Source organism: Providencia sp. 6390 (assembly GCF_058148425.1).
In genome coordinates this window covers 140,065-164,318 of the sequence record NZ_JBYVYL010000007.1, presented here as the reverse complement: position 1 = coordinate 164,318, position 24,254 = coordinate 140,065, and the positions used below count along the sequence as shown (strand labels likewise).

The window sequence follows — 24,254 nt, the reverse complement described above, 5'->3', positions numbered from 1 at the left end:
GCGATATTATCATAAAAATGCTACGCAATACCTAGCCACTTTGCCCAACTTGCAAGCACTTGTTCGCGCTCAGTGGCGAACTGGCTGATATCGACCCGACTAGGCAATGATTGTAAGGCGAGGTGATGTAATTCATCACGCATAGAAACATAAGCATGAGTCAATGCATTCGCTTCCTCTTCAGACATCAAATCATGTTGTGCCATCAATTCAAAAATTCGTACGTTATCTGACCAACGGGTTAATGACGGATTATCAGGTGCATAGCGTAAAACGAGATATTGAGCGATAAACTCAATATCGGTAATACCACCAGGATCAGCTTTCAAATCAAACTGTGTTGCTTGATGGCTACCCAAGTGCTGATGCATTTTTAAGCGCATGTCGCGCACTTGCTGACGCAGTGTTTCCACATCTTGTGGCGTACATAAAGTTTCATGGCGTATACGTTTAAATTCTTGCTGTAATTTTGTATCACCAAACACCATACGCGCACGGATCAAAGCTTGATGTTCCCATGTCCAAGCATCGTTCTTTTGATAATCATCAAAAGCTTCGATGGTACTAACCAACATCCCTGACTCGCCGGATGGTCTTAAACGTGCATCAACTTCATATAAAACACCTGAAGCGGTGCGAGTGCTAAACAAGTGAATAATACGTTGAGCAACACGTAAATAGAATTGCCGTGCATCGATCGAACGGTCACCATTAGTCACTACACCAATCGGGCAATCAAACAGAAATACCAAATCCAAATCAGAACTGTAACCGAGTTCCCAACCACCGAGTTTGCCATAGCCCAACACTGCAAAACCGTATTGTTTTTCATCTGATTGAGCAAGGTGTGCTGGCTCGCCATAACGTTTAACCATTTTTTGCCATGCTTGATGAACAACGGCATCAATAATAGCTTCGGCAAGGTAAGTCAGGTGATCGCTGACCTTCATAACAGGTAATACGCCTGTAATATCTTCTGCTGCAATACGGAGCAACTGGGCCTGTTTAAACTGTCTGAGAGCTTCGAGTTGTTGCTCTTCATCATCATCCGGAACACGCATTAAATATTGGCGTAGTTCATCACGATAAGCCGTTAGAGGTAAAGGTTGATAGAGTGATTTAGGATCCAATAACTCATCCAGCAGCAATGGATGACGAGCAAGCTGCTCAGCGATCATTGGTGAGGCCGCACACAAACGAATAACGTGCGTCAATACCTCATCAAACTCAAGCATCAATTCTAAATAAGTTGTCCGGCTGACAATGCTTAATAGTAGCGGCGTCAAGCGTTCAATGACTTGCCCTGCGTCAGATCGTTCACCCACTTTTGCCAGCAGTTTTGGCATTAAATCATCAAGAACATCTCGTCCACGCGGGCCAATAGTACGCTTATTCAGATCATGGCGGAACATCAACACACCGTGGATCATTTTTTGGGCAATCTCTTCATCGTGAGATGGGAGATAACACGCAAGCTCTTCTTTTGCTAACTCACCTTGCCACAACGTAATATAGATTTCATCAAAGCTATCTTTGGTTTCCTCTTCATCATCTTGGCCAATTTGCTCGGTAAAAATTTGATGAACTATCGCCATCTTTTGCTTTAAAACAGGGTAAAACTGATCCCAATGGGTGAAACCCATCCCCCATGCTAAACGCGCCTGATCTAATCGATCATCAGGAAGCGTCTGAGTTTGCTGGTCATCAATGCTTTGCAGTAGGTTTTCGACACGGCGCAAAAACAGGTAAGTACTCTGTAATTGTCCAACTTGCTGTTCAGGTAATAACCCTAGGTCGATGATCCCTTGCATGGCCAACAATAAAGATTGTGACTGCAATGCAGGCTCTCTTCCCCCGCGGATCAGCTGGAAAACTTGCGTAATAAATTCAATTTCACGAATACCACCAGCCCCGAGTTTAATGTTATTCACTAAACCACGACGCCTGACCTCACGTTCAATCATATTTTTCATATTACGTAATGATTGAATAACGCTGAAATCGATATAGCGGCGATAGACAAAAGGACGTAATAGCTGCCGCAATGTTTCCGCATAATGCAGGCTATCTGGCCCCATAATGCGCGCCTTAACCATCGCATAACGCTCCCAATCTCGACCTTGCTCTTGGTAATAGTCCTCTAATGCAGAAAAACTAAACACCAAAGGACCACTATCGCCAAAGGGGCGTAACCGCATATCAACACGGTAAACGAAACCATCAACGGTGAGTTGATCTAATACACGGATCAGTTTTTGCCCTAAACGGGTAAAGAATTGTGCATTATCAAGCTGTTTGCGCCCTCCTTGAGTCAACCCATTTTCTGGATAGGCAAAAATCAGATCGATATCAGAAGAGAAGTTAAGTTCTCTACCACCGAGTTTACCCATACCAAGCACTAATAAGGGTTGAGGACGTCCTTCACTATCACAAGGCGTTCCCCATGATTGGCTATATTGTTGATACAACCAATCTCTAGCAGCAACAATTAATGTCTCCGCAAGAGAGCTTAATTGCAGAAGTGTTTCTTGTTCATTACTGATCTTTAAGACTTGCATCCAAGCCGCTCTGACTAACATTTGATGGCGAAAAACGCGTAATACACGCATCAAATGATCTTCATCGATAACCAGCGCCAGCTCCTTAGCTAGCCACTGAGTATAATGTTGATATTCATTCGGTTGTGGCTGTCGTTCACGGATCTGCTGCAAAAAGTGGGGGTGAGCTAAAACCTGTTTAAGGACAAAATCACTAAAACTGAGTACAGCGACTTCGGTATCAAGCAAAGGTAATAGTTCGCTCGCCTGATCGGAAAATCGAGCGATAACACGTTGTTTCTGGCTTTCGAGCAGTTCCGAGAAAGGATGCATATAAACACCTCAGTGAATATCAATCAGTATACTTCAAAGCAATTAGCCACTGCGTGAAAGCTAGCTTACATTTCAACCAACAGCTGCTATAACAAAAATCTTCCGCAGTACGTGTTTCATCGGCAAGATTATGCCGAAGCTGCTCTAATGGAATATCTTGAATAAACTGTGGTGCAGAATTTTGATAATGTACTAAAAAGGCTTGCACAAAACGTAAAAACACATCAAACCCTTCACTTGCGCCCTCTCCCCCCGCTAACCAATAAGCTTCATGCTGCTGGCTCAATTTCTGCATACGCATTAATGCTTGGTCGATAGGTTGTTGTTCATAATCGAAAATATCATCAGGCCGTGGTACGGGAGCTTCATTCGGCTGCATTAACGAATAACCTCGAGCTGCCTTGCTCAATGATGAAAGGCGTAATCCGTCAATATCGGCAAGTTTTTTGGCTAAATTTAATACATCAGCCACAAAACCTTTTTTCAATTCCAATTCAAATTCTTGAATAGGTAAATCACGAGACCCCGCAGAAATTTCGCCTTGATCGAAAACGACTTCAATTTCGCTGTCTTCAAAAATGACTAACCATGTTTCACGCATGAAGTTAGTACTAAATAAAATTTGCAATTGTGACTGTAATTGCTGGATATCAGTGCCTTCCGGCCAAATATCAGCAGGGAATGCAGACAAATTGAGTTCCGGTGTTTCAACTTCAACGTTATATTCAGGGCGTTGATGCAACCCGCCAATCACTTGACCTGCTGTTTTGATGGTCATTTCATAATGACCATCACAGCCACGGATGCGCAACCCCATATCCCACTGACGCAGTTGGCGATCTTCGGTATCAAAATAGATATTCGTGAGTTTTTTCGCTTCAGTGTGCTGGTGGGAAAGTGTCGATAATGATTGGCGTACTGCTTCTATTGCAGTCGTTTGAGCAGATAATTTAAGCTCAACTTCAAGGTGGCTCATACATTTCCTTTAATTAATAATTTCTCTGTGCTCATATTACCCCAATCAGAGTAGAGTGAGAAAACAAACTACACAGAAAGAAAAAATTCTATTCGCTCGATTAATTTCAGACGTTTATACTGTTAATAATACGAAATATGATTGCCACGGGTGAGCCTAATCAACAATACTGCAACTTGAAGTATGGCGAGTTTATGTCAAGAAGTGCAAGGAACCGCGACTTACGAGGCCACTTAGGAGAGTTCCCATTTTCGTTTTACATTTGCACACGCACACTGAACTCTTTAGAGTAAGTCTACATATGTATGCTGCATTCATTCACCATAACGAATAGAAAATAATACCATGCGAAAAATACCATTACTCCTTATTTCCATCATGGGACTCAGCCTGTCAATTGGCACTGCCGCCGCGGAGAAACGTTATGTTTCTGATGAGCTATCAACTTATGTGCATAGTGGTCCTGGGACAAAATATCGCATTGTTGGCACACTCAATGCAGGTGAAAGTGTAGAGCTACTCTCAACAGATGGTAATTTTGCTCAAGTGAAAGATGAGCGAGGCCGCACCGTTTGGCTACCGACTGAACAGCTCAGCAATATTCCGAGTATGAAAACGCGCATTCCTCAGTTAGAAGCCGAAAACCAAAAGCTACGCCAACAGCTCGAAAATATCGACAATACATGGAACACGCGTACTTCTGATATGCAGCAAAAAGTGGCCGATAATGACAATGTGGTTAAACAGTTAAAAGCAGAAAACGAAAAGCTGAAAAATGAACTGATTAAGTCAGGTAAAAAACTCGAAATCGCTGAAGTTAACTTAGATGATCGTCGTCGTGAGCTGATCCTGCAATGGTTTATGTATGGTGGTGGCGTGGCGGGTGCAGGTTTGATTTTTGGTTTGATCTTGCCACATATCATACCTCGTCGTAAAAAACGCAATGACCGTTGGATGAGCTAATTATTAATGTCGAAAATATATTTAGTAGGTGGAGCAGTACGTGATGAATTGCTTGGCCTACCTGTTTCAGATCGCGATTATGTTGTTGTGGGCTCTACGCCAGAAGCGATGTTAGCGCAGGGCTATCAGCAAGTGGGAAAAGATTTCCCTGTATTTCTGCATCCAAAAACTCATGAAGAATATGCATTAGCCAGAACCGAACGCAAAACAGGCTCTGGTTACACGGGTTTTAGTTGTTACGCTGCACCTGATGTCACCATAGAAGATGATCTATTACGTCGCGACCTGACGATTAATGCGATAGCTAAAGATCAGCAAGGGCAATTAACCGACCCCTACCATGGTGTTGATGATTTAAATGCACGTATTTTACGCCACGTTTCAGATGCATTTGCTGAAGATCCATTACGGATCCTACGAGTTGCTCGCTTTGCCGCACGTTTTGCTGCACAAGGGTTTCAAATCGCGCCTGAAACACTGTCCTTAATGCAATCAATGACCGCATCGGGTGAATTGAACCACCTTACCGCAGAGCGGGTCTGGGCAGAAACAGAAAAAGCGTTGCTCTCTACCAGCCCACAGATTTATTTCGAGGTTTTACGCCAATGTGGTGCTCTTTCAGTACTATTTCCTGAAATTGATAATTTATTTGGTGTACCAGCACCAGAAAAATGGCACCCAGAGATCGACACAGGGGTTCATACCCTGATGGCATTGCAGATGGCGGCAAAGTTATCACCTGATATTGATATTCGTTTTGCCACACTGTGCCATGATGTTGGTAAAGCACTTACGCCAAAAGAAGTTTGGCCTAGCCACCCTAATCACGGCGAAACAGGTATTCCGTTAATTGAAAACCTGTGTGACCGATTAAAAGTCCCTAATAGCGCACGCGAACTCGCACGCCTGACAGCACGTTTTCATGACAAAATTCACGTTATTAATCGGTTAAGTGCTACTGACATTATTCAATTATTTGATGGGCTTGATAGTTGGCGTAAGCCCGAGCGCATTACACAACTCAGTTTAATCAGCGAAGCCGATGCGCGAGGACGAACGGGACTGGAGCAACAGGCCTATCCACAAGGTGAGTTTTTACGTAAAGCGTTTAACGAGGCGCAAACCGTTAGCGTCAAACCGATCGTTGAGCAAGGTTTTCAAGGGCCTCAAATCCGTGAAGAACTCACTCGTCAACGTATTGAACACATTGAAAAGTGGTGCCAGCAACAAACGATATTGCCTGCTAGCCACGCATAGCAGTCAGCGGCAATGTTATCACCGCCGCTCAGACCGCAGACAAACGTATTTTGTTTGTCTGCGGTCGTTAAGGTTTTTGAAATCAACGAGGAAAATCAATTTATTGATTTTCGGCTGATAACACGGAGCGGGAAAAACCACGCTTTTATCCCGCTTCGTCAACAACCTCAGCGGCGGTGGTTATCACCGCCGCTAGTCTTATTCTGTTCTACAGCCTCTTTCAATCACCACACCAACACTCGTTGCCTGCGCAACTGCGCCTGGCTTGGATAATTTGATCCGCACCCATGGGCAATTAAAGTCGTTTAATATAATTTGAGCCACTTCCTCAGCGACTCGTTCTACTAAGGCAAATTTATTTTTGCTAACATGGCTGACGATGGCTTGGCTAATTTGCGCGTAATCGAGGCAATCAATGACATTATCGCTCCTTGATGCTCGTTTGTTGTTCCATCCCATTTCGATATCGAACACCAATTTCTGCTCAATTTGTTGTTCCCAGTCATATACACCTATGGTGGTGATGACTGATAATTGTTCAATAAATACGATATCCATCACGTCATTTTCTCGTTTGTGTGCTGAATTGATACCACTTTTTAGAAAATATGCGTATTATCCAAGAAGTGAAATAAATACCCTAACTGTTTTGGAGTTAGCTATGAGTGCAACCGCGCTTGGCATGATAATCTTTGCTTACCTATGTGGCTCAGTTTCAAGTGCTATACTGATCTGCCGGCTGGCAAGATTACCCGATCCCCGTCAACACGGCTCAGGCAACCCCGGAGCAACAAATGTATTGCGCGTTGGTGGTAAATTAGCCGCAGCCTCAGTACTGATTTGCGATGTCCTAAAAGGGATGATCCCTGTTTGGTTAGCTTACTACCTAAAAGTTCCGCCATTCTATCTTGGCTTTGTTGCAATTGCAGCCTGTCTTGGCCATATTTACCCTGTTTTCTTTCGTTTTAAAGGTGGAAAAGGCGTTGCTACCGCATTTGGTTCGATTGCCGCCATTGGTTGGGATCTTTCAGGGCTAATAGCCGGTACATGGCTACTCACGGTACTGCTCAGCGGTTATTCATCACTAGGGGCAATTGTTGGCGCTTTGCTGGCACCTTTCTATGTTTGGTGGTTTAAACCTGAATTCACCTTCCCTGTCGCTATGCTTTCATGTCTGATCCTCGTTCGCCACCATGGCAATATTCAACGCTTATGGCGTGGTCAAGAAAGCCGCATTTGGCAAAAATTGAAAAACAAGAAAAAGAAAACAGCAAAAGAAGTTGCCCAAGAAGCCAAAGAGCAGGAACAAGACGATTAAAATGAAAGGGCTGCGATGCGGCCTTTTCCACTCCTTTCCCATAATTGTTATCTTTTCTATTTAAATTTTGCATTATTATTAAGCGTTATTACGTAAAAAGTTAGATAAACATCAAATAATTCAAAATAATAGCTAATGAAAATTTAAAATAAGTCGAAGTATACCATTGAGAAACTCAACAATAATAATGGTGTACACATGAATCAAGTGCCGTTTACCACACAAAACGAATATCAATTAAACAACGATACAACCCTAATGACCACGAGTGATTTAGATGGCAATATCACTCACGCCAATGATGCTTTTATCCAAGTCAGCGGCTATTCACTCGAAGAATTACTTTATCAGCCTCACAAAATCATTCGCCACCCTGATATGCCAAAAGCAGCCTTTGCTGACATGTGGCACACCTTAAAAAATGGGCAGCCATGGACTGGGATCGTCAAAAATCGGCGTAAAAATGGTGATCATTATTGGGTTAGAGCCAATATCTGCCCAATGATGAGACAAGGAACTATCACTGGTTATATGTCAATTCGGACCAAAGCCACTCGTCAAGAAATTGCTGCCACAGAACCGCTTTACCAATCACTAAATGAAAATCGTAGCCGTCATAAGTTGTACAAAGGATTAGTGCTGACAAAACATTGGATTGGTCAATATCCAACGCTATCCATTCGTTGGAGGATCCGCTTACTAATGATTTTACTATTCACCGGTTGGATAGGTGTGGCTATTTTATCTGGTCTACAAGGAACTTCTCTACTCCATTCAACACTGCTTACCTTTATCACACTTTCTTTTGGTAATTTTCTATTCGAACAAGTCATTGCCAAACCTCTCGAAAGTGTGGCAAAACAGGCCCTTAATGTTGCCAGAGGACAATGTCATAGCATTCAACATCTCAACCGTGTCGATGAAGTTGGCTTAATGTTACGATCTATCGGGCAACTAGGATTAGTTTGCCGTTGGCTGACCAATGATGTGTCTTGCCAAATTGGTAATGTCCACAAAGAAAGCGAGTTGCTAGTTAAAGATTGCGATGAACTAGAACAACATACCCAAAAAACCGTTGGCTATGTACAGCAGACCGTCGCCACGATGAACCAGATGTCCGTTTCAGTACAAATGAATGCAGAAAATACCCTTCGTGCAGACAAACTATCTAGTGAAACCAGTGATACCGCCCAACATGCGGCTAAAGCAATGGAAAATGTCGTACATACAATGGATGAAATCGTACTTAGCACCAATAAAATCAATGCAATCACCGATGTGATCAAAAACATTGCATTTCAGACCAATATATTAGCCCTTAATGCCGCTGTTGAAGCCGCTCGCGCAGGTGAGCAAGGAAAAGGTTTTGCGGTCGTGGCTGATGAAGTTCGTAGCCTTGCAAGCCGTAGTGCTAGTGCTGTAAATGATATTCGAGATCTCATCGATGACTGTGAGAGTAAAGTTCACTCAGGCAAATTACATGTGCATACTACGGGGGATACATTACAAAACGTGGTAAATCAGGTGCAAAATGTGACCCAATTGATTAATCACATTAGCCATGCGACATCTGAGCAAGCTGCTGGTTTAGCCGAGATCACCCAAGCCGTCTTTGAACTTGAATCCATCGCCCAGAAAAATACGATACTTGTTGAGCAAAGTGCCAACGCTTCCGAGCTGGTAAAAAAACATTCTGTACAACTTGATGATGCGATCACCATCTTACATTAAGTCATAGAAAACCCTCAGTGATTACGTGACATGTCACATAATCACTGAGTTAATCTACAAATTTATGCCGTTTGTTCTACTAATGGTGGCAATTCAGCCAATGGCCAACGAGGGCGAACCGTGACACCTAACCCTGTAGTTGAACCACCTTTTAAACGGATCAAACCCGCCAAAGCAATCATTGCACCATTGTCAGTGCAAAATTCAGGGCGCGCATAAAAAACTTCACCACCCCGTTGCTTTAAAACGTCCTCCATTTTGGCGCGTAATGCACGATTAGCGCTAACCCCCCCCGCCATCACCAAACGTTTAAAACCCGTTTGTTCTAAAGCACGTTTGCATTTGATAGCCAAGGTATCTACGACCGCATCTTCAAACGCACGTGCAATATCAGCACGGGTTTGATCATCGTCGGCATTTTCACGGATGGTATTTGCAGCAAAAGTTTTTAAACCTGAAAAACTGAAATCCAACCCTGGACGATCAGTCATTGGGCGAGGAAAGACGAAGCGCCCTGCTGTACCTTGCTGTGCCATACGCGACAATACTGGACCGCCGGGATAGTCTAAACCTAATAATTTAGCCGTTTTATCAAACGCTTCACCCGCCGCATCATCGATTGATTCACCGAGTAATTGATATTCTCCGATCCCTGTTACGCTAATCAGTTGGGTATGGCCACCTGAAACCAATAAAGCCACAAAAGGAAACTCAGGGCTTTTTTCTTCAAGCATCGGTGCCAATAAGTGCCCTTCCATGTGATGGACCGCAACCGCTGGCACCCCCCATGCGAAGGCTAATGAACGCCCGACTGTCGCACCAACCATTAATGCACCAACCAGCCCCGGCCCTGCTGTATAAGCAACCGCATCAATATCAGCGCTGGTTAAATTCGCTTCTTTAAGTGCCGCTTGAATCAATGGCACAGTTTTGCGAATATGATCGCGAGAAGCCAATTCAGGTACGACACCGCCGTAGTCTGCATGAACTTTTATTTGACTATAGAGTTGGTTTGCTAATAGACCGGCCTTATCATCATAAATTGCGATCCCGGTTTCATCGCAAGATGTTTCGATACCTAAAACGCGCATTGCACTACCCTTGTTTGTTGCATAAGGCAAAGTCTACCATTAAATTCATGCAATCGTGTAATTTATGATGCCAAAAGGCTGACTTTTCCTGTTGTATAGTCTATAATCAGCACCCTGTAATAAATTTCGTGTGGCTAATTTCATTATTACCTAAATTTGGCTGTAATTTGGACAATGATTGTTCAAATAAAACAACCAATTGGTAATCTTGTGTGTTTCAATTTTATACGGCACTTTACAAACCCGTACTCATTGAAGTAAAATTCCGCACCATTTTAAATGACGGCTGGTTGAATAAAGCCAGCAACAACCCGATTTCTATTGAGGTGAGAGGCACATGCCGGTAATTAAAGTACGTGAAAACGAGCCATTCGACGTTGCACTGCGTCGTTTCAAACGTTCCTGTGAGAAAGCAGGGGTCTTAGCTGAAGTTCGTCGTCGTGAATTCTATGAAAAACCAACGACTGAGCGTAAACGCGCTAAAGCATCTGCTGTTAAGCGTCACGCTAAGAAACTGGCTCGCGAAAACGCACGCCGTACTCGTCTGTACTAATTGGTCGCGGTAACCACCGCAACTATCGCAGGCAGTACTCGTAAGCAGTTAAAGGCCGTGCTTTCCTGAGGGAAGCGCGGCTTATTATCGTTCATCAACAGGCGAAAAAGAGGCTTATGGCTGGACGAATTCCGCGTTCATTTATCAATGATTTGTTAGCGAGAACCGACATCATCGATTTAGTTGATGCAAAAGTCCCGTTAAAAAAACAGGGTAAAAACCATCACGCGTGCTGTCCGTTCCATAACGAAAAAACACCTTCTTTCACGGTGAACAGTGAAAGGCAGTTTTATTACTGCTTTGGCTGTGGCGCTCATGGCAATGTGATCGATTTTCTGATGAATTACGACAAATTAGATTTTGTCGAAGCCATCGAAGAACTATCTGCTTTACATGGTCTTGATGTTCCTTATGAAACAGGAACCGGTGCTAGCCAAATTGAACTTCATCAACGGCAAAATTTGTACCAATTGATGGAGAAAATAAACCATTTTTACCATGCTGCCTTAAGTCATCCATCGGCGAATAAAGCCAAAGATTATTTAAGCCAACGTGGTTTAAGCGCAGACATTATTGAGCATTTTTCAATCGGTTTCGCCCCTGCGGGGTGGGATAACCTGCTCAAGAAATTTGCCATAAACCCAGAAAGTCGCAAACAGCTGGATGATGCAGGCATGTTAGTGACCAATGATAACGGTCGCACCTATGATCGCTTTAGAGAGCGAGTCATGTTCCCTATCCGGGATCGCCGAGGTCGCGTTATCGCTTTTGGTGGTCGTGTTCTTGGTGATGCGTTACCTAAATATTTGAACTCACCAGAAACCGATATTTTCCATAAAGGCCGCCAGTTATTCGGTCTTTATGAAGCAACCCAAAATAGCAGTGAACTGGCTAAGTTGTTGGTTGTTGAAGGTTATATGGACGTTGTTGCATTGGCTCAGTATGGCATCCGTTATGCGGTGGCATCGTTGGGTACTTCAACAACCTCCGAGCACATTCAGTTGCTCTATCGTTCAACTGATACAGTGATTTGTTGTTATGATGGCGACCGCGCAGGTAGAGAAGCCGCGTGGCGGGCACTTGAACATGCCCTACCTTACTTAACTGATGGTCGCCAATTGCGTTTTATGTTTTTACCTGATGGCGAAGATCCAGATTCTTTAGTCCGCAAAGAGGGCAAAGAAGCATTCGAGTTGAGAATGAATGATGCGCAGACATTATCTGCATTTCTTTTTGACTCACTGGTTCCTCAGGTTGATCTAAAAACGCAGGAGGGACGTGCAAAATTTAGTAAACTGGCCATCCCTCTGATAAAACAAATACCTGGTGAAACATTGCGCCTTTATATGGCCCAAGAGCTAGGAAATTTTATCGGTATACCGGATATTTCTCAGGTTCTTGCTATGATTGATAGAGAGAGTACTGAACCGGTAAGCTACCAAGCACCAAAGTTAAAACCGACCACAATGCGTATTTTAATCGCCTTGTTGGTGCAAAACCCGAACTTCTCTGAGTTCGTACCCTCATTAGAGGGAATTGCCCATATCCAAATGCCGGGGCTCTCTCTTTTTCAGGAGCTGGTTGACGTTAGCCGTTCCAACCCTGGCTTAACAACTGGGCAGTTACTTGAGCTGTATCGTGACAATAAATTTGCCAATCAACTTGAAAAACTGGCAACTTGGAACGATATAGAGATAGAAGAGATAGCGGAAAAAACATTTAAAGATGCGTTAAACCATCTATTTAATAGCGCGCTTGATGAGCGTTTCGACTACTTGATAGCGAAAGAACGAACCGAAGGGCTGACCCCTGAAGAGCGCGCAGAAGTCCGCTTGATCACACTTTCTCGTGTGAAAACATAAAGAATACCAAACGGCTTAAGTGCCGATTTACCAAAGGCAAATGCCTGTAAACTGCTACGAAATTAAAGGAGCGTAGCATAACAAAATAAAAAAACTCCTTTGAATGTTCTTGTTGGCCGATTGTTTCGCCGACCGACACCAATCTAAATACTCAGAAGTGTGGATACCGTCTTATGGAGCAAAACCCGCAGTCGCAGCTTAAGCTACTCGTAACCAAGGGTAAAGAGCAAGGTTACTTAACCTATGCTGAGGTCAACGACCATCTGCCGGAAGATATCGTCGATTCAGATCAAATTGAAGATATCATCCAAATGATTAATGACATGGGCATCCAGGTCATGGAAGAAGCACCTGACGCCGATGATTTGATACTCGCTGAAACCACTTCCGATACGGATGAAGATGCAGCAGAAGCCGCTGCACAAGTTTTATCCAGTGTTGAAAGTGAAATTGGTCGTACTACTGACCCTGTGCGCATGTATATGCGTGAAATGGGTACCGTCGAGCTCTTAACCCGTGAAGGTGAGATCGACATTGCAAAACGTATCGAAGATGGCATCAACCAAGTTCAGTGTTCTGTTGCAGAATACCCTGAAGCCATTACCTATTTACTTGAACAGTATGATCGCGTAGAAGCAGGCGAAAGCCGCCTATCCGACTTGATTACTGGTTTCGTCGATCCTAACGCTGAAGAAGATTTAGCCCCAACGGCAACACACGTTGGTTCTGAGCTTCCTCAAGAAGAGTTAGATAAAGACGATGATGAAGACGAAGAAGATGAAGACGGCGATGACAGCGATAGCGATGACGATAACAGCATCGATCCTGAATTAGCTCGTGAAAAATTCGGCGAACTGCGTGTGCAGTACGAAAAAACTCGTCAACATATTAAACAGTATGGCCGTAGCAATGCCCAAACAGCTGTTGCTATTGAAGAACTTTCAGAAGTCTTCAAACAGTTCCGTTTAGTTCCTAAGCAATTTGACTATCTGGTCAATAACATGCGCGAAATGATGGACAGAGTACGTTTGCAAGAACGTACCATCATGAAGCTATGTGTTGAACAGTGCAAAATGCCTAAGAAAAACTTTATCACCCTATTCAGTGGTAATGAAACTAGCGAGACTTGGTTAACCGCCGCTAAAGCGATGAACAAACCATGGTCTGAAAAACTGTTAGAAGTTGAAGAAGAAATTTTACGTTGTCTGCAAAGACTGCGTCAAATCGAAGAAGAAACTGGCTTAACTATCGAGCAAGTCAAAGACATCAACCGTCGTATGTCTATCGGTGAAGCGAAAGCTCGCCGTGCGAAGAAAGAGATGGTTGAAGCAAACTTACGTCTGGTTATTTCGATTGCTAAGAAATACACCAACCGTGGTTTGCAATTCCTTGACCTGATCCAAGAAGGTAACATTGGTCTGATGAAAGCGGTTGATAAATTTGAATATCGCCGTGGTTACAAATTCTCAACCTATGCAACTTGGTGGATCCGTCAGGCAATTACGCGTTCCATCGCGGATCAGGCACGTACTATCCGTATACCGGTTCATATGATTGAAACGATCAACAAATTGAACCGTATCTCTCGTCAAATGCTGCAAGAAATGGGCCGTGAACCTTCACCTGAAGAGTTAGCGGAACGCATGCTAATGCCGGAAGATAAGATCCGTAAAGTGCTGAAAATTGCTAAAGAGCCTATCTCAATGGAAACGCCAATCGGTGATGATGAAGATTCACATCTGGGCGATTTCATCGAAGATACCACTTTAGAGCTGCCATTAGACTCAGCGACTTCAGAGAGCCTGCGTTCAGCAACTCATGAAGTCTTAGCCGGCCTAACAGCGCGTGAAGCAAAAGTTCTGCGTATGCGTTTTGGTATCGATATGAACACTGACCACACCTTAGAGGAAGTGGGTAAACAGTTCGATGTTACGCGTGAGCGTATTCGTCAAATCGAAGCAAAAGCATTACGTAAATTGCGTCACCCAAGCCGCTCAGAAGTGCTACGTAGCTTCCTTGATGAGTAATTAATTAGCGCTTTATGCTTTGCAAAAAACCCCTGCTTCAGCAGGGGTTTGTTTATCAAACCCTATTCACTTTCCCTTGTTTCACTACCAACAACAACGTCAAACCAATCACAACAGCTCCCCCCAACATGGCAATATTAAAGCCCGATGTAAATGCAGAACGCACCGCATGTTCGATATAAGGCAGTGTCACCAGCGAAGCATCGTTGATTAAACGGCTGAGATCTTGATTTGGTAACATTGAAACAAGCGATTGATCGTCGTTTAATTGGCTTACTGCCCGATGTGTCATTAATGTACCTAACAGCGCAATGCCCAATGTCATCCCTGTTTGCCGTACAGCATTCATGACTGCGGAAGCAATCCCTGAATACGCTTTATCAATACTCCCCATAACCAGTGAACTTATCGCTGGTATTGCCATTCCCATGCCTGTACCGAGTACAAACAAAGTCACTGCAATTGGTAAATAGGCGCTATCTACTGCCACATTACCAAGCACAGTCGACGCTATCGCAATCAACACAAAACCAAACATCATTAAATGGCGAACACTGATAAAGCCAGAAAGGCGGCCAAAAGAAAATGAAAATAGCGCCATTGCCACAAACTCAGGAGCCATGCGTAGCCCTGCTTCAAATGCGCTCCACCCTTGCCCCTTTTGCAAAAACAGCGCAATAAAAAACACATTGCTGTATGTGGCAAAACCTAACGCAAATGAAGCCGTGTTATATTGGAAGAAAAACCGATTAGTTTTAAACAAAAAAATAGGAAATAATGGGCGATCTACCTTTGTCTCGGTAATGATAAAACCAATCAAAGCCAATAAGCCAATACTCAACCCGCCGATAGTGATAGGACCTGCCCAGCCAAATTGGCCTGCCTCAATCAATGCAAAGGTAATAGCCCCTAACATAATGATACTCAAGAGCTGCCCTATTGGATCAAAAGCTGCTTTATCGGGGTCGGCGCTCTCAGAGATCCCCAGCCCACCTAACACTAATGTCACAACCCCTAAAGGAATATTGATCAGAAAAATAGTTGGCCAATCCAACACCTCAACCAAAAAACCACCTAATATCGGGCCAATAATTAATGACAGTGCACTTACTGCCGACCATATACCAATAATTTTTATTCGTTCTATATCATTACTGAAAGCTTGCGTAATAATCGATAATGCGCCCGGTATTAACGCCGCAGCAGCGATCCCTTGAACAATACGCCCTAAAATCAGCATTTTTGGTGTGTTGGCTGATGCACACATCGCCGAACCAACAATAAAAATAGCGATCCCCAATAACCAAACTTTCTTACGACCGTAACGATCACTGATAGGGCCAACCGAGAGGATCAAAGCAGACAAGCACAATGCATAAGAGTCAATAATCCACTGTAGCATCCCCATATCAGCATTGAGATCTTTTTGGATTGCAGGTAGTGCGACATTAACAATACTGATATCCAACGTAGCCATAAAAGTGCCAAGGCAAATCGCTGTGATCAAAAAAATACGTTTCATTTTTATCGCCTTCATATTTAATGATGCTGTCATCATAAAATATGACCGACCGACGGTCAATGAAAATAAGAATGAATACTATTTGAGTAAGAAATAGATAAGGGGATGCTTAATCAAGCCCCCCTTAAACATACTTAAAAACTAAAATAATTATGCATTAATCAGTGAACGCACGTACTCAGCGATTTCTTCATTTTGACAATGTGCAAAGAAGCACTCTTGAAACTGACTTCCCATAACCGCCGTTTTCACTAAGCTTTGATCCATCGCACGTAGCGTGTCTAAATAGTTTTCTTTGACAATCGCAGCTTTCACTTCATTAAGAATAGCGGCATTGCAGCGCTGTGGCTCGGCACGCTCAAGTGGATAACCTTGGCCACGTTCGCCAGTGAACGCTTTCTCAAAAATATAACGGACATTAAGCTCTGCGCCCCAGCCATAGCCTTTCGCGAATGCCATAGAAATGGCATTACCGTTATTAATTTGATTAAACAAGAAAGCATCTGATGGCTCTAAACAATAACCACACACCACACCTGGATGCAGGTTTAGGGACATCAGTGCGCCCTGTCCAGTTCCACAACCGGTAACAACAAAATCAACTGCTTTGGCATTAAGTAATAGACTCGCCATGATCCCAAGGTGGATATAAGTCAAATGGTGGTCATGTTCATCTTTCATGCCCACGTTGAATGCTTGGTGGCCTAATGAGGAGCTAACAGTATTCAGCTCGTTAAAAATCACTGAATTCTTCGCCGCTTGGCTGTTTTCCATCATTAATGCAATTTTCATTGTGACTCCTATCGTTATTTATTGTGCCAGTTTATTTACTGGTAAATGCTACATACTGATTCAATTTTTAGTTAAATTAACAATCTAAAAATAATCGACCGCTCAATAGTTTTACTAAATATCCTTCACCTCACTTCCCTCTAAATAATTCGAGCTATATCTAGGCGGCAAGCGAAGATATCCCTAGGAGCATACATAAGTATGTGACTAGGGTAGCTAAGAGAAGCCAACAACGAGATAACTCGAAGTATGACGAGGGAATTAGCGAGCCAACCACCCACCATCAACTGCAATAGTGTATCCATGAATGTAATTAGCAGCTTGTGAGGCTAAAAACACACATGGCCCCGCTAAATCATCCGGTGTTCCCCAGCGCCCTGCTGGAATACGATCAACAATTTCTTGATTACGTTTTGCATCTGCACGCAAAGCTGCCGTATTATTGGTTGCAAAATAACCCGGTGCGATCGCATTCACGTTAATATTATATTTAGCCCACTCGTTGGCTAATAAGCGGGTGATCCCCAATACACCGCTTTTAGATGCCGTATACGATGGCACGCGAATACCGCCTTGGAATGACAGCATGGAGGCAATATTAATAATTTTTCCACCCGAGTTTTGAGCGATAAATTGTTTAGCGACGGCTTGTGATAAAAAGAACACTGACTTTAAATTCACATTCATCACATCATCCCAATCTTCTTCAGTGAAATTAATGGCATCTTCACGGCGAATAATACCTGCATTATTCACAAGAATATCAATATGCTTAAATTCACTGACCGCACGCTCAATAATATGTGGAATACACTCAGTCTTTGTCAGATCCGCTTCTACATTGACAAATTTACGACCCAATGCCTCCACTTGTTGTTGCGTTTCAACGGGTAATGAACGGTTTACCCCTAAAATATCGCACCCCGCTTTTGCGAGTCCTAGGGCAATTGCTTGCCCTAGACCTGTATTACATCCAGTTACGATGGCGGTTTTGCCTGTTAAACTGAATAAATCCATATTCATTATTTCCCCCAATTTAATTCGCTATTGAACGCTCAATTTTTAAAAAATATTGACGCTATAGCCGACGATAAATTTCACATCATTACGTGAAGTTTTATAATTTGTATCTGTAGTTCTTAATAATGCAGGCAACAAGGTGACCGACAAACCTTTTGCTGCACCGCTTTCGACGTTATAACGCATTAATAAATCCAGTGAGCGCATTTTGCCGTCATAATCACGTTGAGAATTTATTTTGCTAGTATCAGAAACCACATGCCAGCCATAGGTACCAGCTAAGCCCATCGTAAATTCAGGCAGGTTATAATCTGCAAAATTATGAGTGACTCCGAGTCTTACCGCATGGGTACCTGATGCATTATAGTCTTCCAGTTGGGAAAGAGTGGCTTGATAGTCACGCTTATCAGAGTTAGCCCATGGCGTTAATCTAAAATTATAATCAGCCGTTTGTGGTGCATAGTTTTGGCTATAGCCTAAAGACCAAGTGGTATTTTTGTGTTTTAAATTCAGCCCTGCACTGACGTAATATTCTGTCTTTGGTGATTGAACAGGGGCAATACCGTCAATATAGCGAGCGCCTTGATAAAACACTTTAGTTTGTAATGAAGTATCTGTAGCTAAATTATCTGAACGCTCCAACTGTAATTGCCAGTTGCGACGATAATCTTTACCTTCACCATAGCCCGCATCTATTTTTGCACCACCAAAGTCATACACCGCACCGACAGTATGAATATAGTCAATCACATGGCCTTTTTTAATGATATTGCCATTGTCGTTTAAACCAGCAGCATTGTTTTGATGCCATGTTGTGGTCATTGGTTTAAAATCACGGCTCCAGTCATTTTTAAATCTGTCAGCCCATGCATAGGTCAATGTGAAATTATCAATCGATAATGCACTATCAAAACCACGATAAGAATGCGGATTCAGCCCCCAGCTACTTTTTATGGTTCCTGAATTGATCGGGGTAAAACCAGCTGACATTTTGAATTTCGCAATATCATTACCATATTTTAATTTTACCGCGGCTGTTGAAACGCTTGCACTCGACTCTTCACAAGGTGAAAACTGACCATCACCATTACAGCTATAGTTATAATAAAGAATTTCCGATTGCCCGACGGTATTACCCAATTTAATATTGGCTCCACCCCAAAAATCAAAGCCAATAATATCTTTGTAATAACCTGATTTATAATTAAGTGCTAATAATGCAGTTTGGTTTTTAATGCCACCTGGCCCTAAACCATAATTTCCTGTATTTTTACTTTTAACTGCCCGGTATCTGACATACAAATTTGAGTTCACATCAAGTGAAGCATCAGTATAAAGAGCACGATAAAAATCAGAGTCGCTTGCTTCTTTATTCGCTATTAATTTCCCATCGGCGTTAGCGGATTGAATAACACCCATTAATGCTAAAAATAAAATCGATTTTTTAAATGCTGTATTTTTCAGTGTAGGTTTTAACATGGGTTTCACCATCGAATTAAACTTATTAGAATTATTAGCAATAGGTTACCCTATTACATAAATAGCAATTAATATTTTTGGTTGTTTTGTATTTACTATTATTTTATAGACCATTAATTAATTCAGGAATACGCCCTCCATATTGATTAATCAAATCTAAATTATGTTTATCTGAACCTGGAATATTACCACTTAAAAATATGGGTAAACTATGTTGATCTTCGCTGAGATTAAACACGATATCAGCAAAAAGCCCTTGTACAATAAAAATGCCCAACATGGATGAAATCGGCGAGAACGGCGGATGTTGCTCACTGGTTTTTAATACTGCATCGCCAATTGGGACATTATTATCAATCACCTGATCGGCACAATCACGTAAATGCTGGCCTGATACGTGCTTTGAAGGAAAGGCTTCTGCATACACAGCACTGGTGATCGCAACGGTATAAGCGCCATGCTGTCTGCCCCACTGTGCAACATCAATCGGCACAGGATTGATCCCTGATGTTGAAATAACAATTAATGCATCTTTCTCAGTAATTTTATAATCCGCTAAATACGGCAAAATGTAATCGTTCTGTTTTTCTAACTTAGATGAACGCGCTGCACCTTCATGAAGCATTAATGCTTCAATTAAAATAGGTCTTACTGGGGCTAGTCCGCCCGCACGATAAAATACATCTTCACCAAAAATATGTGAGTGTCCACAGCCAAAGAAATAAATAATACCGCCTTGACGAATAACATCAGCAAGTTTATTGGCAACTTTATTTATATTTTGTTGTTGGTCTTCAGCTAAGAATGTCAGTTTATCTTTTACAATATTTAAATAATTATCAATATGACTCATTACCAATATCCTTTCCAATGTGGGTTATATAATCGATAGAGTGCCTCCATATAATAGTAATCACCCCATAAATTACATTCATTTATCCCTTTATTATGGCTATATGCATAAACACCATGTTTTAATAAACCTTCACAATCTTTATCATGGCTTGCTGATGCAAATTGTTTTAGTGCATTTAATAATTGGCTTGCCAATAACGTATCATTCTTATGTGGGAAGAAACGTTGTGCCTCAAGTAACCCACAAATCACGATAGCCAATGCGGATGTATCCCTTGATTGCTGATCTGCCTCGGTAAAACTGAGATCCCAATAAGGAATGGCATCTTCAGGTAAATGAGCAAAGAAATAGTCACAAATACGCTCATATAACGGTTCATTCGGTTGAATACTACCAACTCGCCAATTTAACGGTAAACCAAGGATCGCCCATGCTTGCCCTCTTGCCCAACACGAAGCATCACTGAAACCTTGAAAGGTTTGCCCGTGTGACGGTCTCTTAGTTTCAGGATCAAAATAGTAGGTATGATGACTTGAATAATTATCACGAAAAATATTTTGAACCACATGGTCAAAATGCAGTTTAGCCGCTTGCTGATACTTATCATCACCGCTTAACTGACTTGCTGTAAACAACAAGGGTAAGTTAATTAATGAGTCAATAATCAAACGATATTCTTGCACCTCACCCATATTTCCCCATGCTTGAATAAAGCCAGCATCTTGGTGGAAACGAGCAAGTAATACGTCAGCAGCAGCAATAATCATCCCATCAACATCACGATTACCAATGATCTGTTTATAAGCCCCAGCAGATAAACTGTATAAAAAACCGATATCATGGTGATCCAGAACAAAGTGGTTTTTTAATCTCTGCTCAAAACTAACAATATTGCAGCGAACACCATCCAAAAAATCATTATCTTGCGTGAATTCATAAGCAATGGCTTGCATGCCAGTCCAAAAACCATTTGTCCAATCATCATTACCTTTAATTCGATATTGATTGTTTTGAGCGCTCGCAGAAGGAAATTGATCGGCAAATCTTTCCATATTCTGTTTTAGCTTTTTACACAACAAACTAAGCTCATCCGCTATTTCTTCTCGAGTTAATGGCGCAGGCAGATGATGTAAAAATGGGTAATCAGACATTAATCACTCCTAGATTGTAAATATCCGCTCACGATATTCGGTTAATAGCGTTTGGTTATATTCTTTACCACCCGGCTGATTAATACTTCTCATCACTGGCGGTTCAACGCCTTCCTGCAAGAGAATGTCAATGCACTTAATCACAATACTGTTAACAATATAGGCATTAGTAATTGACGATACTGGCCCAGTCATGATTTTTCCATTATCGATATTTACCGTACAGTCGCCCTTCGGACTGCGATTATCAATCACCACATCAGCAATGCCATTAATACCTGCTAAGCTTGCATCAACGGGGCCGGCAGATGAAATACCGCTAGAAATGACCACCAGCACATTGCCTTTTGCTTTAATATTTTTTGCTAACTCAATATGTAGTGGTTTGGTTCCTGAATTAGAAACCATCACAAAACAGTCGTTAGGACGAATATCAATTAAATTAGCAAAAACATCACCAGTACCATCGACAGAATCTAGCCATCCCATGTGACCATAGAATTGCTCAATAGCGCGGGTATTAACTAAACCACCTGCCCTACCCGCAAGCTCTACCGCAGCAGCAAAAGAATGACCTGACCCAAAGCCGTAAATAACCCCTTTTTGACGAACACATTGCGCAAAAATTTCTGCTGCTTTAGTAATTGTGTCTTTCTGAGTTAAGTACACGCTCTCAAGCGTACTAATCACACTTTCATAATACTTTTTTTGATTGTCGCTCATAAAATACCCTTACATCCCTTTAAGAAAAGTACTGATATCCGCATCTGGCTCTTCAGGGGTCATTTGTGCAGTAACACTTACACCTCTTTCTAATAGCTCACGAATAGTATTTAATTCTGTATCGCTAATACTGACTGAGCGCTTAATTTGTTTTCTATCATCCTTGTTCGACATATTACCGATATTAAGTTGCTTAACCTCTAAGCCGCTATTTAACATCTGCAAAGCAATTTCAGGGGTTTTAACTAAAATTAAAACCTTTTGATTTTCATAATTACCTTGGCTGATATTATTAAATGCCGTTTCGCGAGCAAGAATCGACGTATTGCACCCATCTGGTGCGGCACTACGTAACATCATCTTTTCAATATCGTTGGCGGCAACAGCATCATCAATGATCATAATGCGGTTAGCATTAAAGTGACTGACCCAGCGAGTCGCAACTTGCCCATGAATTAAGCGATCATCAACGCGAATATGTACAATACCTTTCATAACAGCATCCTAATTAACTAAGAATATTAAGGTTATAACCAATCACACCAATAAACATTAAAATAAATATCACTCGAGTTGAGTTCATTCTTTTAAGACCGAGCAACCAATACGTTAGTAATACAACTAATAATGGCACTAACCCAGGCATTAATTGGTTGGCTACATCCTGTAGCTTTAATGAAATTTCACCATAGTGGAACTCAAAGCCTAATTTGGCTTTCACCACCGAAGGTATTAATGCACCAATAACGGTTAACCCTAAAATATTGGCTGCACGGGTAATTTTATTTAAACTGTTTGTCAAAGAGCCTAATAGATTTAAACCTTCTTGATAACCTTTACCAATGCTATAACGCATAAACAGTAAACGAATAAAGAAGAACATCACCCATAATAATAACCCTGCGGGGTTGCCCTGCAATGCCATATAAGAGGCAATCGAGCCGATAATCGTGGTGGGTATGACAAAGAATAACGTATCACCAATACCTGCCAACGGGCCCATCAACCCAGTTTTAACACCGACAATCGCATCTTTACTTTCTAAGCCTTTCTTTTCTTCTAATGCGAGGTCTACACCTAAAATCGCAGGAGCCATCGTATTATTGGTATTAAAAAATTGGCTATGTACTTTTGCTGCTTGTTTTAATTCTTCAGGGTCTTTATATTTTTCTTTTAAGAAAGGATAAATACTGTATAAATAACCCAAACCTTGCATTTTTTCGTAGTTCCAGCCGCATTGCCCAAATAAAAACCAGCGCCAGAATACTTTTTTAATTGATTTACTCATCACCCATATCCCCACTTGTTTTTTGAGCTAGCTGAGCTTTTTGATTGTCGGCATTGAAGATATAAATTGCGACAGCTAAACCGATGATTGCAGCGCCTAAAATTGGTACAGATAAATACGCTGCCAAGAAGAACCCAAGGATCAGGAATGAAATATTTTTCTTAATCGGCAAGTAACGCATTAATATCGCAATACCCAATGCAGGTAACATCCCCCCAGACACTTTCAATCCATTCATGATTGATTCAGGAACATGCTGCACAACGTTATTTACAAATGCAGAGCCAAGAACTAGTGCAAGAAATACTGGTATCATGCGAGACAATGAAATAGGTAGCTGCCCAACTAAGTTCATTCTTGTTGCCAGTTTTATATTACCGCGCTCAATCAACGAATCTGCTTTATGGTGAATAAAGGTATTAGTAAAACGTGCTAAAATATCGAGTTGTACCATCAATAAACCAATAGGCACCGCAATAGTTGCACCGAACTCTGCGCCTTCGCCACTCATGATAGCGAAAGTGGTGCCAAGCACCGCCCCAGTCATATAATCAGGTATGGATGCACCACCAAAGTTACCTACGCCCAAAACCAACAAGTTTAATGTGCCGCCAATAAATAAACCTGTTGTGACATCACCCATAATTAGGCCAGCAAAAAAACCCGCCATACTCGGCTTAACCAGACCTAATGTTGTATTATTCCCATCGTAGATTGCAAAGCCTGAATAAAGCGTTAAAAGAATAATTTGCCAAAACTGAATATGTTCCATTTA

The 24,254-nt window shown here is 42.0% G+C and carries 21 protein-coding genes; 7 read left to right on the top strand and 14 right to left on the bottom strand.

The features are described 5' to 3' along the window. Positions 1–20: 20 nt before the first annotated feature. Together glnE and AC3Z9T_RS15475 are read right to left on the bottom strand one after the other, a co-directional pair. The gene (glnE, locus tag AC3Z9T_RS15480) at positions 21–2,870 is read right to left on the bottom strand and encodes a bifunctional [glutamate--ammonia ligase]-adenylyl-L-tyrosine phosphorylase/[glutamate--ammonia-ligase] adenylyltransferase (protein WP_490126990.1); all 2,850 of its coding nucleotides are present in this window, start codon (positions 2,868–2,870) and stop codon (positions 21–23) included. A 19-nt stretch (positions 2,871–2,889) separates the two neighbouring features. Next, positions 2,890–3,846 (bottom strand): CYTH domain-containing protein, encoded by a 957-nt coding sequence (locus tag AC3Z9T_RS15475; RefSeq protein WP_490126989.1) that lies wholly within the window; start codon positions 3,844–3,846, stop codon positions 2,890–2,892. A gap of 345 nt (positions 3,847–4,191) precedes the next feature. Between AC3Z9T_RS15475 and AC3Z9T_RS15470 the strand changes: the two genes are divergently transcribed. After that, positions 4,192–4,809: a TIGR04211 family SH3 domain-containing protein gene (locus AC3Z9T_RS15470; RefSeq protein ID WP_490126988.1), complete on the top strand. Its 618-nt coding sequence runs from the start codon at positions 4,192–4,194 to the stop codon at positions 4,807–4,809. Between the two features lie 6 nt (positions 4,810–4,815). Then, entirely contained in the window at positions 4,816–6,066 is a 1,251-nt protein-coding gene (locus tag AC3Z9T_RS15465) for a multifunctional CCA addition/repair protein (protein ID WP_490126987.1), read from the top strand. A 198-nt stretch (positions 6,067–6,264) separates the two neighbouring features. Here AC3Z9T_RS15465 and folB read toward each other — a convergent pair whose 3' ends face one another. After that, positions 6,265–6,624, bottom strand: coding sequence for a bifunctional dihydroneopterin aldolase/7,8-dihydroneopterin epimerase (gene folB, locus AC3Z9T_RS15460; RefSeq protein ID WP_490127091.1), 360 nt, complete (start codon positions 6,622–6,624; stop codon positions 6,265–6,267). 103 nt (positions 6,625–6,727) lie between these two features. Between folB and plsY the strand changes: the two genes are divergently transcribed. Both plsY and AC3Z9T_RS15450 read left to right on the top strand, forming a co-directional pair. Beyond that, a complete protein-coding gene (gene plsY / locus AC3Z9T_RS15455; RefSeq protein ID WP_490126986.1) occupies positions 6,728–7,384 on the top strand; it encodes a glycerol-3-phosphate 1-O-acyltransferase PlsY in 657 nt (218 codons plus the stop codon). 198 nt (positions 7,385–7,582) lie between these two features. Beyond that, positions 7,583–9,115 (top strand): methyl-accepting chemotaxis protein, encoded by a 1,533-nt coding sequence (locus AC3Z9T_RS15450; RefSeq protein WP_490126985.1) that lies wholly within the window; start codon positions 7,583–7,585, stop codon positions 9,113–9,115. A gap of 62 nt (positions 9,116–9,177) precedes the next feature. Here AC3Z9T_RS15450 and tsaD read toward each other — a convergent pair whose 3' ends face one another. Then, positions 9,178–10,206 carry a tRNA (adenosine(37)-N6)-threonylcarbamoyltransferase complex transferase subunit TsaD gene (gene tsaD / locus AC3Z9T_RS15445; protein WP_490126984.1) on the bottom strand — a complete coding sequence of 343 codons (1,029 nt, stop codon included), beginning with the start codon at positions 10,204–10,206 and terminating at the stop codon, positions 9,178–9,180. 337 nt (positions 10,207–10,543) lie between these two features. Here tsaD and rpsU point away from each other — a divergent pair, with 337 nt between their 5' ends. From rpsU to rpoD, 3 genes are all read left to right on the top strand, one after another. Then, positions 10,544–10,759, top strand: coding sequence for a 30S ribosomal protein S21 (rpsU, locus tag AC3Z9T_RS15440; protein ID WP_001144069.1), 216 nt, complete (start codon positions 10,544–10,546; stop codon positions 10,757–10,759). A gap of 116 nt (positions 10,760–10,875) precedes the next feature. Further along, positions 10,876–12,621 carry a DNA primase gene (gene dnaG, locus AC3Z9T_RS15435; protein ID WP_490126983.1) on the top strand — a complete coding sequence of 582 codons (1,746 nt, stop codon included), beginning with the start codon at positions 10,876–10,878 and terminating at the stop codon, positions 12,619–12,621. A gap of 119 nt (positions 12,622–12,740) precedes the next feature. Continuing rightward, entirely contained in the window at positions 12,741–14,648 is a 1,908-nt protein-coding gene (gene rpoD / locus AC3Z9T_RS15430; protein WP_490127090.1) for an RNA polymerase sigma factor RpoD, read from the top strand. Positions 14,649–14,703: 55 nt separating this feature from the next. On the opposite strand, the gene AC3Z9T_RS15425 is transcribed toward rpoD, so the two are convergent. The 10 genes from AC3Z9T_RS15425 to AC3Z9T_RS15380 form a co-directional block, all read right to left on the bottom strand. Beyond that, positions 14,704–16,170: an MFS transporter gene (locus AC3Z9T_RS15425; protein ID WP_490126982.1), complete on the bottom strand. Its 1,467-nt coding sequence runs from the start codon at positions 16,168–16,170 to the stop codon at positions 14,704–14,706. A 150-nt stretch (positions 16,171–16,320) separates the two neighbouring features. After that, a complete protein-coding gene (locus tag AC3Z9T_RS15420; RefSeq protein ID WP_490126981.1) occupies positions 16,321–16,962 on the bottom strand; it encodes an RpiB/LacA/LacB family sugar-phosphate isomerase in 642 nt (213 codons plus the stop codon). Positions 16,963–17,223: 261 nt separating this feature from the next. Beyond that, positions 17,224–17,985 carry a 2-dehydro-3-deoxy-D-gluconate 5-dehydrogenase KduD gene (kduD, locus tag AC3Z9T_RS15415; RefSeq protein ID WP_490126980.1) on the bottom strand — a complete coding sequence of 254 codons (762 nt, stop codon included), beginning with the start codon at positions 17,983–17,985 and terminating at the stop codon, positions 17,224–17,226. A 39-nt stretch (positions 17,986–18,024) separates the two neighbouring features. Then, complete coding sequence (locus tag AC3Z9T_RS15410) at positions 18,025–19,461, bottom strand: OprD family outer membrane porin (RefSeq protein ID WP_490126979.1); 1,437 nt, start codon at positions 19,459–19,461, stop codon at positions 18,025–18,027. A gap of 103 nt (positions 19,462–19,564) precedes the next feature. Further along, positions 19,565–20,314, bottom strand: coding sequence for an SIS domain-containing protein (locus AC3Z9T_RS15405; RefSeq protein WP_490126978.1), 750 nt, complete (start codon positions 20,312–20,314; stop codon positions 19,565–19,567). Next, the gene (locus AC3Z9T_RS15400; RefSeq protein ID WP_490126977.1) at positions 20,314–21,468 is read right to left on the bottom strand and encodes a glycoside hydrolase family 88 protein; all 1,155 of its coding nucleotides are present in this window, start codon (positions 21,466–21,468) and stop codon (positions 20,314–20,316) included. The genes AC3Z9T_RS15405 and AC3Z9T_RS15400 overlap by 1 nt, the downstream gene beginning before the upstream one ends. 9 nt (positions 21,469–21,477) lie before the next feature. Next, positions 21,478–22,191: a sugar isomerase domain-containing protein gene (locus tag AC3Z9T_RS15395; RefSeq protein ID WP_490126976.1), complete on the bottom strand. Its 714-nt coding sequence runs from the start codon at positions 22,189–22,191 to the stop codon at positions 21,478–21,480. 9 nt (positions 22,192–22,200) lie between these two features. Beyond that, the gene (locus AC3Z9T_RS15390; RefSeq protein ID WP_490126975.1) at positions 22,201–22,686 is read right to left on the bottom strand and encodes a PTS sugar transporter subunit IIB; all 486 of its coding nucleotides are present in this window, start codon (positions 22,684–22,686) and stop codon (positions 22,201–22,203) included. A 13-nt stretch (positions 22,687–22,699) separates the two neighbouring features. Next, a complete protein-coding gene (locus AC3Z9T_RS15385; RefSeq protein ID WP_490126974.1) occupies positions 22,700–23,479 on the bottom strand; it encodes a PTS system mannose/fructose/sorbose family transporter subunit IID in 780 nt (259 codons plus the stop codon). Beyond that, the gene (locus tag AC3Z9T_RS15380; protein ID WP_490126973.1) at positions 23,472–24,251 is read right to left on the bottom strand and encodes a PTS mannose/fructose/sorbose/N-acetylgalactosamine transporter subunit IIC; all 780 of its coding nucleotides are present in this window, start codon (positions 24,249–24,251) and stop codon (positions 23,472–23,474) included. The genes AC3Z9T_RS15385 and AC3Z9T_RS15380 overlap by 8 nt, the downstream gene beginning before the upstream one ends. Positions 24,252–24,254: the final 3 nt, after the last annotated feature.